Annotated in this window: 10 protein-coding genes; 2 read left to right on the top strand and 8 right to left on the bottom strand. The window is 62.9% G+C overall.

Features of this window, described 5'->3' with window-relative positions; translation table 11 throughout:
* Positions 1-101: 101 nt before the first annotated feature.
* The 4 genes from H2O75_RS03600 to dapA form a co-directional block, all read right to left on the bottom strand.
* Positions 102-2,606 (bottom strand): FtsK/SpoIIIE family DNA translocase, encoded by a 2,505-nt coding sequence (locus H2O75_RS03600; RefSeq protein ID WP_182173788.1) that lies wholly within the window; start codon positions 2,604-2,606, stop codon positions 102-104.
* A gap of 106 nt (positions 2,607-2,712) precedes the next feature.
* Complete coding sequence (ocd, locus tag H2O75_RS03595) at positions 2,713-3,723, bottom strand: ornithine cyclodeaminase (RefSeq protein WP_182173784.1); 1,011 nt, start codon at positions 3,721-3,723, stop codon at positions 2,713-2,715.
* 136 nt (positions 3,724-3,859) lie between these two features.
* Positions 3,860-5,545 (bottom strand): ribonuclease J, encoded by a 1,686-nt coding sequence (locus tag H2O75_RS03590; protein WP_182173781.1) that lies wholly within the window; start codon positions 5,543-5,545, stop codon positions 3,860-3,862.
* A gap of 122 nt (positions 5,546-5,667) precedes the next feature.
* Complete coding sequence (gene dapA / locus H2O75_RS03585; RefSeq protein ID WP_182173778.1) at positions 5,668-6,567, bottom strand: 4-hydroxy-tetrahydrodipicolinate synthase; 900 nt, start codon at positions 6,565-6,567, stop codon at positions 5,668-5,670.
* Between the two features lie 96 nt (positions 6,568-6,663).
* Between dapA and H2O75_RS03580 the strand changes: the two genes are divergently transcribed.
* Both H2O75_RS03580 and H2O75_RS11030 read left to right on the top strand, forming a co-directional pair.
* Entirely contained in the window at positions 6,664-7,248 is a 585-nt protein-coding gene (locus H2O75_RS03580) for a GNAT family N-acetyltransferase (RefSeq protein WP_182173775.1), read from the top strand.
* A 272-nt stretch (positions 7,249-7,520) separates the two neighbouring features.
* Positions 7,521-10,853 (top strand): exo-alpha-sialidase, encoded by a 3,333-nt coding sequence (locus H2O75_RS11030; RefSeq protein WP_182173773.1) that lies wholly within the window; start codon positions 7,521-7,523, stop codon positions 10,851-10,853.
* A 221-nt stretch (positions 10,854-11,074) separates the two neighbouring features.
* Here the strand turns inward: H2O75_RS11030 and dapB are convergent, their stop codons facing one another.
* The 4 genes from dapB to H2O75_RS03555 all read right to left on the bottom strand — a co-directional run bounded on the left by dapB (position 11,075) and on the right by H2O75_RS03555 (position 15,894).
* Positions 11,075-11,815 carry a 4-hydroxy-tetrahydrodipicolinate reductase gene (dapB, locus tag H2O75_RS03570; protein ID WP_182173770.1) on the bottom strand — a complete coding sequence of 247 codons (741 nt, stop codon included), beginning with the start codon at positions 11,813-11,815 and terminating at the stop codon, positions 11,075-11,077.
* 136 nt (positions 11,816-11,951) lie between these two features.
* On the bottom strand, positions 11,952-14,273 hold the full coding sequence (locus H2O75_RS03565; RefSeq protein ID WP_182173768.1) for a polyribonucleotide nucleotidyltransferase: 2,322 nt from the start codon (positions 14,271-14,273) through the stop codon (positions 11,952-11,954).
* A 185-nt stretch (positions 14,274-14,458) separates the two neighbouring features.
* Positions 14,459-14,728: a 30S ribosomal protein S15 gene (gene rpsO, locus H2O75_RS03560; RefSeq protein ID WP_182173765.1), complete on the bottom strand. Its 270-nt coding sequence runs from the start codon at positions 14,726-14,728 to the stop codon at positions 14,459-14,461.
* Positions 14,729-14,865: 137 nt separating this feature from the next.
* On the bottom strand, positions 14,866-15,894 hold the full coding sequence (locus H2O75_RS03555; protein ID WP_182173762.1) for a bifunctional riboflavin kinase/FAD synthetase: 1,029 nt from the start codon (positions 15,892-15,894) through the stop codon (positions 14,866-14,868).
* Positions 15,895-15,903 lie beyond the last annotated feature (9 nt).

Raw genomic sequence — 15,903 nt, 5'->3', positions numbered from 1 at the left:
CTGCACTGTCCTGCTCAAAGCATGAGGGCAACACTCCACAGCCTCAATGAGAGCGTGCGCCTCAGTCTTAAGACCGTGCCCGCTGATATCAGCTCTTCCAGTCAGCGTCCGGTTAGCTGCCAGGCGTCCTCAGACTCATCGTCATCGTCATCCCAATAGTCCTCGGCGTCAGAGACAGCCGGAAGCACCTGAGTCCCATCAACCGCACCATCGTCCACGGGACTGTCGTACGCACCCTCGGGCGGCTCCTCTCCGCGGAGCATCGCCAACACCTCGGGGAGCTGTTCGGGCTTGACGAGGACCTCGCGAGCCTTCGAACCCTCCGACGGGCCGACGATATCGCGAGACTCCAGCAAGTCCATCATCCGCCCCGCCTTCGCGAAGCCGATGCGGAGCTTCCTCTGGAGCATCGAGGTCGACCCGAAGTCTGTCGAGACGACAAGTTCGGCGGCCTGGAGAAGGATATCGAGGTCGTCTCCGATATCGTCATCGACCTGCTTCTTCGCTTCCGGCTTGGCGGTGACATCCTCCCGGTACTCGGGAGTCATCTTCTCCTTGACGTACTCGACGACTTTCTCGACTTCGGACTCGCCGACCCAGGCACCCTGGACACGGATCGGCTTCGACGCACCGGACGGCATGAAGAGGGCATCGCCCTGCCCGATGAGCTTCTCTGCGCCCTGCTGGTCGAGGATGACGCGTGAGTCAGCGAGCGAGGATGTCGAGAACGCCAGCCTCGACGGCACATTGGCTTTGATCAGACCCGTCACCACATCGACAGAGGGCCGCTGGGTGGCAAGGACGAGATGGATGCCGGCGGCCCTGGCAAGCTGAGTGATCCGCTGGATCGAGGATTCGACATCCCTGGGCGCGACCAGCATGAGGTCGGCAAGCTCATCGACCACGACGACCAGGTACGGGTACGGCTTCATCTCCCGCTCGGACCCCGGCAGCGGCTTGAGGCGCCCGGCCGCGACCGCTTCATTGAACTGGTCGACGTGGCGGTAGCCGAAGGCGGAGAGGTCGTCGTAGCGCCGGTCCATCTCCTCCACGACCCACTCGAGAGCCTCCGCGGCCTTCTTCGGGTTGGTGATGATCGGGGTGATGAGGTGGGGAATACCGGCATAGACGGTGAGTTCGACCCTCTTGGGGTCGACAAGGATGAGGCGCACCTGATCCGGCGTCGCCCTCATGAGGATCGACGTGATCATTGAGTTGATGAACGAGGACTTACCAGAACCCGTTGCGCCGGCCACGAGCAGGTGCGGCATCTTCGACAGGTTCGCGACAACATAGTTGCCCTGGACCGACTTCCCGAGACCGACGACAAGGGGGTGCGTCTGCTTCTTCGCCACCGTGGACCGCAGGACGTCACCGAGGACGACAGTCTCCCGGTCGGAGTTCGGGATCTCGATGCCGACAGCCTGCTTGCCGGGGATCGGAGATAGGATCCGAACATCCGCCGAAGCCACGACGTAGGCGATGTTCTTCGAGAGCTGGGTGATCTTCTCCACCCTGGTGCCGGGACCGAGCTCAACCTCGTACTGGGTGACTGTCGGACCCCGCGAGAAGCCCGTGACCCGAGCATCGACTGAGAACTCCTCGAAGACGCTCGTCAGAGCGGCGACAACGGCGTCGTTCGCCTCGGACCGCTCCTTGTGCGGCAGGCCTGCGGCCAGCATTCCCATGTCCGGAAGCTCGTAGGCCAGGCTTGGCGACAGTTCAGGCTGCTCGAACACGGTCTTCTCGACCGGTTCGTCATCGACGCTCTCAGGGGCAGGAAGATCGACGGACGCGGCGACGGTCGGCGCTTCCACCGGCACCGGCTTCTTGCGTCTGCGCGGTGTTGCCACCGGCGATGGCAGGTCCGGCGCAGTATCGATCTCGTAGGGCTCCTCGTACGGCTCGTCCTCCGCTTCGAGGGCTTCTTCGCGGCGGCGCCGCAGTCGTTCGCCGAGGGTGGGCCTGTCTCGCACAGGCCGGTCGTGACCCGCCTGATCATTCTCCGCCGGGTCTGGCGTGAAACGGTCGACGATGTCCCGTATCGAACTCGACGTGGCAAACAGAATGGCATAGACGCCGAGGAGGACAAGGATCGGGATCGCTCCCCACGGGGAGAGGAGATACGCCAATCCCCCACCGACGAGCCAGCCGATGATCCCGCCGGCCTGTTCGACAGAGGCGATGTCGTCGAGCGGGCTCTGTGCGTTCATGGCGATGTGGAGGATGCCGGTGATGGCAAGAATAAGGAGACCCGTGCCGATGAGAAGGTTCCTATTCGCATCACGCGTTGACGCACGGAACAGCCGGATCGCGAAGAACAGCAGCACGATGGGAGCGAAGACAGAGAGCAGCCCAAAGGGACCCGCCGTGATGTGGTGGATCACTGAACCGAGCGCACCCGACAGCTGGAACCACTCCCGCAGCGCCACGATGATGGCGACGCCGACGAGTGCGAGGACAAGACCATCGCGCCTGGCCGGAGAGGGTTCGACGATGGGTTCGGGCTGGATTTCCGTTTTGGCAGGCGTGCGCTGTCCGCGGGCGCGTCCGCTCGTCTCCTGGGACGCCTTCCTACCGGTCTTCCTTGGCTCTGACTTATTCACACCTTCGAGAATAGTTCCCCCACCAGCTAGTTTCCTACCCACGCGCCGAAGACGCTCCCGCAGCGGACAATCTCACGTCTGCGGAAGGGCCCGCGGGCTGCGCGTGTCAGGAGAGGAGAGAGTAGAGATCCTTCGGGTCCGCGGGTTCTGCGACCAGGTCGATGTCGACCTGAAGATCGGTTCCCGCAGTCGCCTCGCGGCACACTTTGAGTGCGCAGAAGTCCGCGAGTGCGAATCCGACCGAGTCGAAGACGGTGATCTCGTCTCCAGATCGCCGGCCGTGCGCCCTGCCTGTCACAACCTCCCAGAGCTCCGTCACAGGGAAGTCGTGCGGAACCTGCTGGAGCTCGCCTTCGATGCGGGTCTGTTCCTCGAACTCGACGAAGACTCGCGACCTGTGGAGGATATCGGCGTCGAGCTCCGTCTTTCCAGGGCAGTCCCCTCCGATCGCGTTGATGTGGACGCCGGGACCGACCTGTGCTGTCGTCAGGACGTGGGCACGCTGCTTGTCTGCCGTGCACGTCGTGATGATGTCGGCTCCCTCGAGAGCATCCTCGACGGAGTCCGCGTCCTTGATGCGGAACCCGAGCGGTTCGAGGTTGTTGCGGAGCTTCTTCACCGCCCGAGCATCAGTGTCGTAGATGAAGAGTTCCTGGATTCCAACGAGCTCCCTCATCCCGAGGGCCTGGAACTCGGCCTGGGATCCGGCTCCGATCATCGCCATGCGGATGGCGCCGGCGGGCGCGAGATGCTGCGCTGCGACGGCTGACATGGCGGCGGTGCGCAGGGCTGTCAGGAGTGTCATCTCGGACATGAAGACCGGGTAGCCGGTGGCGACGTCGGAGAGGACGCCGAAGGCGACGACGGTTTGGAAGCCCCGTGCCGGGTTCGTGGGATGACCGTTGACGTATTTGAAGGAATAGTCGTCGTTATCGGAGATCGGCATGAGCTCGATGACGCCGCCGGGTGTGTGTGACGCGACCCGGGGAATCTTGTCGAATGATTCCCACCGTGCGAGATCGTTTTCGATGACCGACGCGATTTGCCGAATAATCGCTGGTGCACCATCCCTCGTGATCCATCGAGTCATGTCTTTCACACCGACGAATTGCGTCATGGCAGCTCCCTTCTTCGCGCCGCCGCCGCGCGTCGTTGCGCAGCCGGGCGGCTTCCTCTCATCCTAAGATCCCGGGAGCACGGATGTCAGTTGGAGATGAGAATGGGCCGCCCTCGCGGGTGGCCCATTCTCGTGGTCAGACCTCGATGACGGTCGGGACGATCATCGGCCTGCGGCGGAGCCTGCGGGAGACCCACCTGCCGATCGAGCGCCTCATCGCCTGCTGCATCTGATACGTGTCGTCGCCGTTGTCGAGACCATCCTGGAGGGCCTTCGTCAGTTCGGGGAGAACCTTCTCGAAGACTTCATCGTCCTCTGCCATGGCACGAGCCTGGACGTGCGGCCCGGAGACGATCTCCTTCGCGGCCGTGTCCACGACTGCGAAGATCGCGACGAAGCCCTCTTCGGAGAGGATTCTCCTGTCCTTGAGTTCGGCCTCGGTGATGTCGCCGACGGAGGAGCCGTCGACATAGACATAGCCGCAGGGCACTGTGCCGACGATAGCGGCTTGACCATCGACGATGTCGATGACGGAGCCGTCTTCGGCGAGCATGATGTTCTCTGCGGGGACGCCGGTCTTGACGGCCAGGGCGCCGTTCGCGACGAGATGGCGGATCTCGCCATGGATGGGCATGACTGCGGAGGGCTGGACGATGTTGTAGCAGTAGAGCAGTTCACCGGCTGACGCGTGGCCGGAGACGTGGACGCGGGCATTGGCCTGATGGATGACCTTCGCGCCGAGTCGCATGAGCCCGTTGATGAGCTTGAACACCGAGTTCTCGTTGCCGGGAATCAGCGAGGAAGCGAAGATCACGGTGTCGCCGGGGCCGACCGAGATGCTCTGATGGTTTTCGTTCGCGATCCGAGACAGGACCGCCATCGGCTCGCCCTGGGAACCGGTCGACATGTAGACGCGCTTCGATTCCGGATAGTCGTTCATCTTCTTCAGGTCGACGAGCACACCATCGGGAACATCGAGGTATCCGAGATCGGCTGCGATGCCCATGTTGCGGACCATCGAGCGGCCGACGAAAGCGACGACGCGGTTGTTCGCGGCCGCAGCATCGAGGATCTGTTGGACGCGGTGCACGTGAGAGGCGAACGAGGCCACGACGATCTGCCCCGTCACGCGGGAGAACGCCTGCGTGAGGACGGGGCCGATCTCAACTTCGGACGTTGTGAAGCCCGGAACTTCAGCATTCGTCGAGTCGACCATGAACAGGTCGACTCCTTCTTCGCCGAAACGAGCGAAGGATCGCAGGTCGGTAATGCGGCGATCGAGGGGCAGCTGGTCCATCTTGAAATCGCCCGTGATGAGGACGTTTCCGGCAACGGTCCGAATCATGGCTGCCAGAGCATCGGGGATGGAGTGGTTGACCGCGACGAACTCGAGCTCGAACGGACCGAACGTCTCGATGTCGCCCTCCGTCACCTGAAGGGTGTAGGGGCTGATGCGGTGCTCTTGCAGCTTCGCCTCGATAAAGGCCAGCGTCAGCTGGGAGCCGATGATCGGGATATCGTTCTTCAGGCGGAGCAGATAGGGAACCGCACCGATATGGTCCTCGTGCCCGTGGGTGAGGACGATCCCCACAACATCATCGAGACGATCCTCGATGTACTCGAAGTCGGGCAGGATGAGGTCGACACCGGGCTGAGCCTCTTCGGGGAAGAGGACGCCGCAGTCGACGATGAGGATCTTGCCGTTGATCTCGAACACGGTCATATTGCGACCGACCTCGCCGAGACCACCCAGAGCGACAATCCTCAGGCAGTTCTTCTTCAGAGGGGCAGGTTTGCGCAGATCAGTTTGAGCATAGTTCACTCCGCCATTGTCCCACGATCGCGCCGATTTCGGCAGACGCGGGGCTCGATGGGCTGATGATCACCCGGCGGGTGCACGAACGGGGCCCACCCGGGGCCCCGTCCACGTCACGGTGCATGGTCCTACGACAGGTATCCGCGCTGGGTCAGCGCCCGTCGCAGGGAATCGAGCTCTGCCTGGCTTGCTCCCACGAGTGGCAGGCGGACCGTCGGACTGGGCAACACGCCGAGCATGGCGAGCGCTTCTTTCGCCATGACGGCACCCTGGCCGCCTCCCATGATCGCGTCGACGAGCACATGCAGGTCGTTGTCGATCTGCTGGGCGGACTCGAGATCGTGTGCGTCGACGGCGTCGACCATCGCACGGTAGCGGCGCGCAGCGACGTGGCCGACGACGGAAACGATGCCGGAGGCGCCGATCGTCAGCCACGGCAGGTTCAGGCCATCATCGCCCGAGTAGAACTCGAGGCCTGTGCGCCGCGAGGTGGCGATGCCGCGGGGCAGGTCACCGGCAGCATCCTTGACCGCCTTGATCTGGGGGTTCTCCGCCAACCGGTCGAATGTCTCATCGGAGATCTTCACGCCGGTGCGGCCGGGAATGTCATAGACCATGACCGGCAGATCGGTCGCGGAGGCGATGGCCGAGATGTGCTGATAGATGCCCTCCTGGGAAGGCTTCGAATAGTAGGGGGAGACGATGAGGAGGCCTTGCGCCCCCGACTTGGCGGCCCCAGCGGCGATCCGAACGCCGTGTGCGGTGTCGTTCGACCCGGCACCCGCAACGATCATCGCCCTGTCACCGATTTCGGCAACGACTTCCCTGACGAGTGCATCCTTCTCGGGCTGATGAGTGGTCGGCGATTCGCCGGTGGTGCCTGACAGGATCAGGCAGTCGGCTCCTTCTTCCACCAGATGAGCAGCAAGTTGACGAGCTGCAGGAATGTCGAGCGAGCCGTCGGGGGCGAATGGCGTTGCCATAGCCACTCCAACGGAGCCGAAAGTACGTGACGGTGTTCTACCCATGAGCACACCCTAACGCTTTCCACCCATCCACCGGTGGGACCATCCGGATATATCAACTATGTGGACCGGTCTTGCATGGCGAGATAGTGTTAGCGGGTGACTTCAGCCCTACCTGATTCTTTTGTCCGCCCCGCGATCGTCTCCGACGTGCCCACGATCGGGGAGATTCACGAAACGACGATGACCTCCACTCTCGAGGCTGCTCTCGGACATGCCCTGCCCGCAGACGTCGCCCAGCACGTGACCGGAGACAATCTCGCCAAGAACTGGTCCGAGTCCGTCACGGCACCTCCCTCCCCCGCGTACCGCATCCTCACTGCCGTCGAGGGAGCCGCGATCGTCGGATTCGCTGCCATGGCACCGGCCGATCAGGCCCTGGCAGGCGAAGCGGATGACAGCACCGGGATCCTGGAGATTCTCGCCCTCGAGGTGCCGCCGCGCCACGGCCGGAAGGGACACGGCTCGCGCATGCTGGCCGCGATTGCCGACCAGGCCGAACAGGACCGCGTGGCGGAGATGCAGGTGTGGATCGTTGTCGGCGACGAGGCCAAGACTCGGTTCTTCGACAGTGCGGGCTTCGCGCCGCGAGGCATCCAACGCAGTCTCGAACTCGGGGCCGAGCGCGTGACAGAACAGTGCTGGTACACGATCATGGGCGATGCCGAGCCGGAATCGGTCTAGTCCACCACATGATGAGGCGCGGGCTGATGCCCGCGCTTTTCTTTGCCCTCAACCGGATCCCTGGACGTCACCAAATGACGCCACAGCGAACGAATCGGCCACACACTATATCTACAGTCATCTTATTCGAACTGTCCTTTCATCACAGATGACGCATTCGCGCATGCGCTTGATCACAGTGACGGAGCCAACTACAGTACACGGGAGATGTCTGACATCTGAAGTATTGGCATGTGCCGGTACTGGCCACCCGCTTCTACAAGGAGGTACCAGTGGGACACGACAACACGACAGGGTCGTGGCGACGGAAGACATTCGGCATCACTGCCGGATTCGCTCTCGTTGCTTCAACCCTTGCCGCGGTTCCCGCAACTGCTCAACCAAACGACGGAGACACCGGAGAATTCACCACTCAACGAATCGCACTCGGCGGTGATGGAGCTTTCCCGAACTATCGCATTCCCGCCGTGATCCAGCTCAACAACGGAGATATCCTCCTGTCGTACGACGGGCGGCCGACTGGCACCGACTCGCCGGGCCCCAACTCGATCCTGCAGCGACGCTCCACTGACGGCGGCAAGACCTGGGGTGAGACCACCGTCGTCTCCCAGGGCAAGACGGACGCCCCGATCAAGGGCTACTCCGACCCGTCGTACGTCTACGACGCTGAGACCAACACGCTGTTCAACTTCCATGTCTATTCGAAGGACACCGGTTTCTGGAACAGCGCCATCGGAAGCGATGACGAGGACCGGCGGGTCATGAGCGCCTGGGTCGCTGTCTCGAAAGACAACGGCGTCACGTGGGAGCACCGCTCCGTCACGTCCGTTGCCAAGCCTGACAACGTCATCGCGGCCTTCGCCACGTCCGGACACGGTATTCAGATCACCCGTGGCGAGTACGCGGGCCGCCTCGTCCAGCAGTACGTCGGGCGTCTCCAGAGCGGTGCGGTCAGCGCCTACTCCGTCTACTCCGACGATCACGGCGAGACGTGGCAGATGGGAGAGCCTGTCGGGACCCTCATGGACGAGAACAAGGTCGTCGAGCTGTCCGACGGCACACTCATGATGAACTCTCGCGCCCACAACACACACACCGCGCGGTGGGTCTCCTACTCGACGAACGGTGGTGAGACGTGGTCGGATCCCGAGCTGGATCGGACTCTCGTCGACCCGCGCAACAACGCGTCGATCATCCAGAAGAACCCCGACGCGGCCGAGGGCACCCGCGAAGCACAGGAGCTGCTGTTCTCGAACTCGGCAGCGACCTCGCGCTCGAACGGCTCGATCCGATACTCGTGCGATAACGGTGAGACATGGCCCGTCGTCAAGACATACGCTCCCGGAGCCCACTCCTACTCCGACCTCGTCGCACTCGACGATGGAACGTACGGGGTGTTCTACGAAGGAGCCAATTCTGAGCAGATCTACGGTTCCTTCGACGACGAATGGCTGAAGCCGTTCTGCGCCGACTTCGATGGCGATGTTGTCGAGGCCGATGCCGGCGACACCGTGGACTTCACGTTCACGCTGACGAACAACGATTCCGAGCCGCTCCCCGCGGGTACCGCAACGGTCACCATGCAGGGCGAGTGGGAAGCAGGCACGGTCGAAACACCAGCCCTCGCGCCCGGAGAATCGACCGAACTCCTCATCCCCGTCACCGTTCCCGTGATCGCGGGAGCCAACTCGACCGCCTACGGCGATGTCAAGATCGAAGCGGGCGACTACTCGCTGCGCGGCGACGCAACCGTTCGCGTGCTCGAGGGCGCGGCACCGACACTCGGCGCCCGCATCACCGGCGCACCCGCAGATGCGTCTCGAGACGTCGTGACCAAACCCTACGTGGCCGGTGAGCGGATGAACTACCACTTCCGTGTCACCTCTCGGTCGAACGTCTCGCAGACGATCTATCCGGTCGCGGGCGACTTCCAGCCCTTTATCCCCGAAGCTGCAGGGAACTGCCGTTGGCGCAACCTCAAGGCTGGGGATGCCTACAACTGCACCACCCCTTATCACACGGTGACCGAGGCAGAGATCGAAGATGGATTCTTCCTGCCGACCTCGACGTGGGCTCTGGAAGATGTGAGCGGCAACAATCTCGAGCGCGTTCTTCTCGACGTCGTCAACGACCATGTCTCCCTGCGGGAACGCACCCCCGCGATCGGTCTCGAAACGACCGTGTTCGATATCGAAGATGTCGACAATGACGGCTACGACTCCGCTGGCGACATCGTGACCGTCCAGACCACCGTCTCCAACACCGGAAATGTTCGCTTGACCGACATCGATGGATCGGTTGTCACCGAGGAACTCGCCACCGGCGACTCCTTCTCCTCACGCACCACACACGTGCTCACCGCCGACGACATCACAGAGGGCGCTCTCACCATCGGCGACGTTGCCGCAACGGCACGCAACGGCGAGCTCACGGTGGAGGCTACAGCTGAAACCCTCGTGGTCGAGCTCGATGTCGATCCCACCGTGACTGTCACGACAGAGGCTCCGCTCCAGACCGGCAATACGGTCTCGATTCCAGTAGTTGAGGGTGTCGAGTACGTGATTGATGGCGCGGTCGTGACTGGCGATGTCGATATCACGAAGGACGCTGTTGTGACGGCGCGTGCGATCGAGGGCTATGTCCTTGCTGAGGGTGCTGTTGCTCAGTGGACGTTCACCTACACTGCTCCGATCGTGACCGTCACGCCCGAGGCTCCTGTCCAGGATGGCAACACGGTCTCAATTCCAGTAGTTGAGGGTGTCGAGTACGTGATTGATGGCGCGGTCGTGACCGGCGATGTCGATATCACGGCTGACACGACCGTGACCGCACGTGCGGTCGAGGGCTATGTCCTTGCTGAGGATGCTGTTGCTCAGTGGACGTTCACCTATGTCGCTCCGGGTCCGGTGGCTCCGTTGAAGGGCAATGTGTTCTTCGTTGCCAATGACTGGACCTCGACCGAGGCTGATGTCGTGTTCGCTTTCGGGCGTCGCGGTGATGAGGTCTTTGTCGGTGACTGGGACGGCGATGGTTTCGATACACTCGCTGTGCGTCGTGGGAACACGTTCTATGGCAACAACACGCTCACGGGTGGTAACGCTGCTGCTGAGTTCAAGTTCGGCCGGGTCGGCGATGAGGTTCTCGTCGGTGACTGGGATGGCGATGGCGCCGATACGTTCGGTGTTCGCCGTGGCAACACGTTCTACCTGAACAACACCCTTGCCGGTGGTAACGCCGATGTTGAGTTCAACTACGGTCGCGCCGGTGATGAGGTTCTCGTTGGTGACTGGGATGGCGATGACGTCGACACGCTTGCTGTGCGTCGTGGGAATGCGTTCTACATCAACAACACTCTCGGTGGTGGGGATGCGGATTCCGTGTTCAACTACGGCCGGGTGAGTGATGAGGCGTTTGCTGGTGACTTCGATGGTGATGGTGTTGACACTGTCTCCCTGCGTCGTGGCAATGTCTTCCACATCAACAACGCTCTCGCGGGCGGGGCTGCTGACTGGACCATCGGTTATGGTCGGGCCAGCGACACGATCCTCATCGGTGACTGGGATGGCGACGGCGTCGACACCCAGACACTGAACCGGACCTACTAGAACCAACGGTGGGCAGCTCCGCAGTCACCATTCAAGGAGCTGCCCACCTGCTCGGGGACTTCCTCTCCTACTGGTTCCCGACGTGATGGGGCCGCAGCACATGCTGCGGCCCCATCACGGTCTTCTCAATGCGGACTATCGATGAGTGGTTCGGGACGAAGCCTCACACTCTGCGGATCGCCGAGGGATCCAGAGCCACGCCATGAGCAAGATTCGGATATTCACAGCTCCATCAGCTGATCCAGTCCATACGTCAAGCCAGGCCGCTTTCCAACCTCGCGCAGGCCCAGAAGGACCCCCGGGAAGAAAGATTCCCTGTCGAAGGAGTCTGTGCGGATCGTCAACTGTTCCCCAGGATTCCCGAACACCACCTCTTCATGTGCGGTCAAACCGCGAAGACGGACGGCATGGACGTGGACTCCCTCGATGACGGCACCGCGGGCACCGTGCGGATCCGTCTCCGTCGCGTCCGGCATCTCCCCCAGACCGGCCTCCCTGCGTGCCTGCGCAATGTGCTGGGCGGTGGTCAGCGCCGTGCCAGACGGCGCGTCGACCTTGCCGGGGTGATGGAGCTCGATGACTTCGGCAGATTCGAAATAGGCGGCGGCCTTCTTCGCGAACGCCATCGCCAGCACCGCTGAGAGTGCATAGTTGGGTGCGATGAGAACGCCGATGGAGGGGTTCTGCTCGAGCTTCTCCTTGACGAGGTCGAGGCTCTCCCCCATCCATCCCGTCGTGCCGACCACGCAGTGGACGCCCGCGTCGATCAACGCGAGCACGTTCGCCACGGTCGAGTCCGGCCTCGTGAACTCGATCGCTGCCTCTGCCCCGTTGAGCGAGCCCACCGTGATCTCGTCACCCGCATCGAGTGACGCCACGAGGTCGAGCCCCTCTGTTGCTTGAACTCCGGCGGACATGGCGGTCCCCATGCGGCCCTGTGCTCCAATAACTGCTACCTTCATGCGTGCCACTCTACCGGTCACGTTCGCCCGCAGACGTGTGCGTTCACAATCAGTCACAGACCGTGCCGGGAGAGACGAGTGTGGGCCGATCGATTGATCGGCCCACTGTAGCTACATCGGCAGAAGCCGATCGCTGCTAGTCTTCGTCGGACTTGCGGGTACGGCGACGCTGACGGTTGCGGGGCTTGCGCTCGCCGCGCTCCTCCGTGCCGTTCTCCTCTGTGCCGTTCTCGTCGGTCTCGACGTCGTTGGCGACCTCGTCGGCCTGCTCGTTCTCTTCGCCTTCGACGATGGCGTGGAGGGAGAGCTTGCCGCGCTGATCGATCTCTGCGAGCTCGACCTGAACCTTGTCACCCACGTTGAGGACGTCTTCGACGCTCTCGACACGCTTGCCACCGACCATGCGGCGGATCTGGGTGATGTGGAGGAGGCCATCCTTGCCGGGCGAGAGCGAGACGAACGCGCCGAAGGACGTCGTCTTGACGACTGTGCCCACGAACCGTTCACCAACCTCTGGCATGGTCGGGTTGGCGATGGAGTTGATGGCCTGGCGTGCCGCGTCAGCAGCTGAACCGGTCGTCGCTCCGATGAACACGGATCCGTCATCTTCGATCGAGATGTCAGCGCCGGTGTCCTCCTGGATCTGGTTGATCATCTTGCCCTTGGGGCCGATGACCTCGCCGATCTTGTCGACAGGGATCTTGACCGTGATGATCCGGGGGGCGGTGTCGTTCATCTCATCGGGCACGGAGATGGCGTCGTCGAGGATGTCGAGGATCGCAAGACGAGCATCGCGGGCCTGCCCGAGGGCGGCTGCGAGCACCTGGGCCGGGAGGCCATCAAGCTTCGTGTCGAGCTGGATAGCTGTCACGAACTCGCGTGTACCGGCAACCTTGAAGTCCATGTCGCCCAGAGCATCTTCAGCGCCGAGGATATCGGTCAGAGCAACAAAGCGGTGCTCCCCATCGATAACCTCGCTCATGAGGCCCATGGCGATACCGGCGACGGAGGCGCGCAGCGGCACGCCGGCGTTGAGGAGCGACAGGGTCGATGCGCAGACGGAGCCCATCGACGTCGAGCCGTTGGAGCCGAGAGCCTCGGATACCTGACGGATCGCGTACGGGAAGTCTTCGCGGGCGGGCAGGACCGGGACGAGGGCGCGCTCTGCGAGCATGCCGTGTCCGATCTCGCGGCGCTTCGGGGAACCGACTCGGCCGGTCTCACCGGTCGAGTAGGGCGGGAAGTTGTAGTGGTGCATGTAGCGCTTCGACTTCTCCGGGGAGAGGTTGTCGAGCTGCTGCTCCATCTTCAGCATGTTGAGCGTCGTGACGCCCATGATCTGGGTCTCGCCGCGCTGGAACAGGGCGGAGCCGTGCACGCGGGGCAGAACGTTCGTCTCGGCCGTGATCGAGCGGATCTCGGCAGGCTGACGGCCGTCCATGCGGACACCCTCGGTGAGGACGCGGTGGCGCATCTGCTTCTTGAACACCGAGTTCACGGCGGCCGCGAGTTCGCCGGCACCCTCCGGGTAGTCGGTGGAGAGCTCGGCTACCACGTGCGTGGTGAGCTCGTTCAGAGCGTCGTCGCGTTCTGCCTTGCCGACGAGCTGGAGGATGGGCTGGAGGCGATCGCCGATCTGCTTCTCCACGCGGGCGAACTGCTCGTCCGTGTAGGGCAGGAACACCGGGTAGTCCTGGGTTTCCTTGCCCGCTTCGTCGACGAGCTGCTGCTGTGCTTCGCAGAGAACCCGGATGAAGCTCTTCGCGGCTTCGAGGCCTTCAGCGACGGTCTCCTCGGTGGGAGCCTGCGCGCCGGCCTGGATCAGATCCCAGGCGTACTCGCCGGCTTCTGCTTCCACCATCATGACAGCAACATCGTCTTCGACGATGCGGCCGGCCACAACCATGGTGAACGAGGCGCGGTTGAGCTCGGAGTAACGGGGGAACGCAACCCACTGGTTGTCGATGAGGGCAACGCGGACGCCGCCGATCGGACCGGAGAAGGGCAGCGGGGACAGCGTGGTCGACATTGATGCCGCGTTGATCGCGAGCACGTCGTACGCATCGTCAGGATGGACGGACATGATGGTCGCAACGACCTGGACCTCGTTGCGCAAGCCCTTCGCGAAGGCGGGGCGCAGCGGGCGGTCGATGAGACGGCAGGCCAGGATGGCGTCCGTGCCGGGGCGTGCTTCACGACGGAAGAACGATCCGGGGATGCGGCCGGCAGCGTAGGCACGCTCCTCGACATCGACGGTCAGCGGGAAGAAATCGAAGTGATCCTTCGGTGCTTTCGAGACCGCGGTCGCGGAGAGGATGGCGGTTTCGCCATCGAGGTAGGCCATTGTCGAGCCGGCGGCCTGGCGGGCGAGAAGCCCGGTTTCGAAACGGATAGTGCGGGTGCCGAATGAACCATTATCAATGATTGCTTCAGCGAATTTAACGTCGGGACCTTCCATGGTTCCTCTACTTTCTGGGAGCCAGCCACGGCCATCGATTGCTCATCACGGGACCATGCCCCGTAACACACAACCGAGGACCGGTTGCCTGCTCCCCATTTTCTTCGTTGTACTTCAGTGTGTTGTCTCGACGGCCACGTCGAGCAACTGGAAGCCCGGGCCACTGAGGGCCCGGGCCGTGAGTTCTAGCGACGCAGTCCGAGACGTGCGATCAGTGAGCGGTAACGCTCGATGTCTTCCGCAGCGAGGTACTTCAGAAGGCGCTTGCGCTGACCAATCAGAAGCATGAGGCCGCGGCGGGAGTGGTGGTCGTGCTTGTGCGAGCGGAAATGCTCGGTCAGCTGACTGATCCGTTCAGAGAGCAGGGCTACCTGCACCTCCGGCGAGCCGGTGTCGCCCTCATGAGTAGCGTACTCTTTGATGATCTGCTGCTTTTTCTCAGGTGAGAGAGCCATGATTCTCCAATTTCTTTCCGTTGCACAGAGCTCCGGGGCCTGTTCTCCCGGGCATGACGCATCCGTGGCCGATAAGACGGCTTCACCAGGCTAACACGCCGCGAGGGGCAAAGAATCGTCGGAAACGGTGACGTTCACTACCAGGTGAGATTCTGTTCTGCGGAAACCTCTGTTCCTGCCGTGACGCGGCGCGGGTCGACGCGCCCGCTGACGGGAACCCCGAGCGCGAGCGCGGACTGGCGCAAGTCCTCGTCCATCTGCCCCAGCAGTTCGTCGAGAGTGTCGAAGGCCCACATGGGACGCAGATAGGCGACGAGGTCGATGGAGATCTCCTCGCCGTAGAGATCGAGATCCGTTCGGCCCAGCACGTGTGCCTCCACTGTCCTCTTCTCGCCATCGAACTGGGGGTTCGTGCCGACAGAGATCGCTGCCGGGAGGTTCTCGACGGCCGACGTGCCCGGAACCGTGCGAACCAACCATCCGGCATACACCCCGTCCTGCGGCACGACCCCCGCTGAGGATGCTTGAAGATTGGCGGTCGGGAAACCGAGTTCGCGGCCTCTCTTGTGCCCGTGGACGACGGTGCCCTGGAGCCGGTGGAGCCGCCCGAGAACCTTCGTCGCTCCCTTGACGTTTCCTTCATCCAGCAGTTCGCGCAGCCACGTGGAGGACCAGCGGCGTCCGCTCGTCGAATCCTCGAGGTCGCGCACGAGTGTCACCGTGAAGCCGAGCGACTCGCCGAGAGACTGCAGGAGCTTGCCGTCCCCCTCGTTGCCGCGGCCGAACCGCGCGTCCTCACCGACGACGACTGCTCGAGCCTTGAGATCGCCGACAACCTGGTGACCGATGAATTCCTGCGCGCTCGCCATCGCATAGTCCAGTGTGTAGTGCTGGACGAACGTGACGTCGACTCCGAGCGCTTCGAGGAGGCGCAGCCGATCGTCGAGCGAGATGACGAGGGGGATCTCGCTCTCTGGATTGTGGACTGTGCCCGGATGAGGGTCGAAGGTGAGGACGATGCAGGGAAGTCCGAGAGCGCCAGCCTGCCGGACCGCTTCGCTGATGACGGCACGGTGGCCCTTGTGGACGCCGTCGAAGACGCCGATGGTGACGACTGATCCTGCCAGGTCGGAGGGGATGTCGGCAGAAGAGCGCCACACCTCCATCAGATACCT

The organism is Flaviflexus equikiangi (assembly GCF_014069875.1).
Taxonomy (GTDB): Bacteria; Actinomycetota; Actinomycetes; order Actinomycetales; family Actinomycetaceae; genus Flaviflexus; species Flaviflexus equikiangi.
The sequence above is the reverse complement of the archived record's forward strand: the minus strand, read 5'-3'. Positions and strand labels throughout refer to the sequence as shown.

Bases quoted from the DNA above. Each gene is read 5' to 3' on its own strand.
- ocd (WP_182173784.1), bottom strand. From the start codon at position 3,723: ATGACGCAATTCGTCGGTGTGAAAGACATGACTCGATGGATCACGAGG.
- H2O75_RS03565 (WP_182173768.1), bottom strand. From the start codon at position 14,273: ATGGAAGGTCCCGACGTTAAATTCGCTGAAGCAATCATTGATAATGGT.
- rpsO (WP_182173765.1), bottom strand. From the start codon at position 14,728: ATGGCTCTCTCACCTGAGAAAAAGCAGCAGATCATCAAAGAGTACGCT.
- dapB (WP_182173770.1), bottom strand. From the start codon at position 11,815: ATGAAGGTAGCAGTTATTGGAGCACAGGGCCGCATGGGGACCGCCATG.
- dapA (WP_182173778.1), bottom strand. From the start codon at position 6,567: ATGGGTAGAACACCGTCACGTACTTTCGGCTCCGTTGGAGTGGCTATG.
- H2O75_RS03555 (WP_182173762.1), bottom strand. From the start codon at position 15,894: ATGGAGGTGTGGCGCTCTTCTGCCGACATCCCCTCCGACCTGGCAGGA.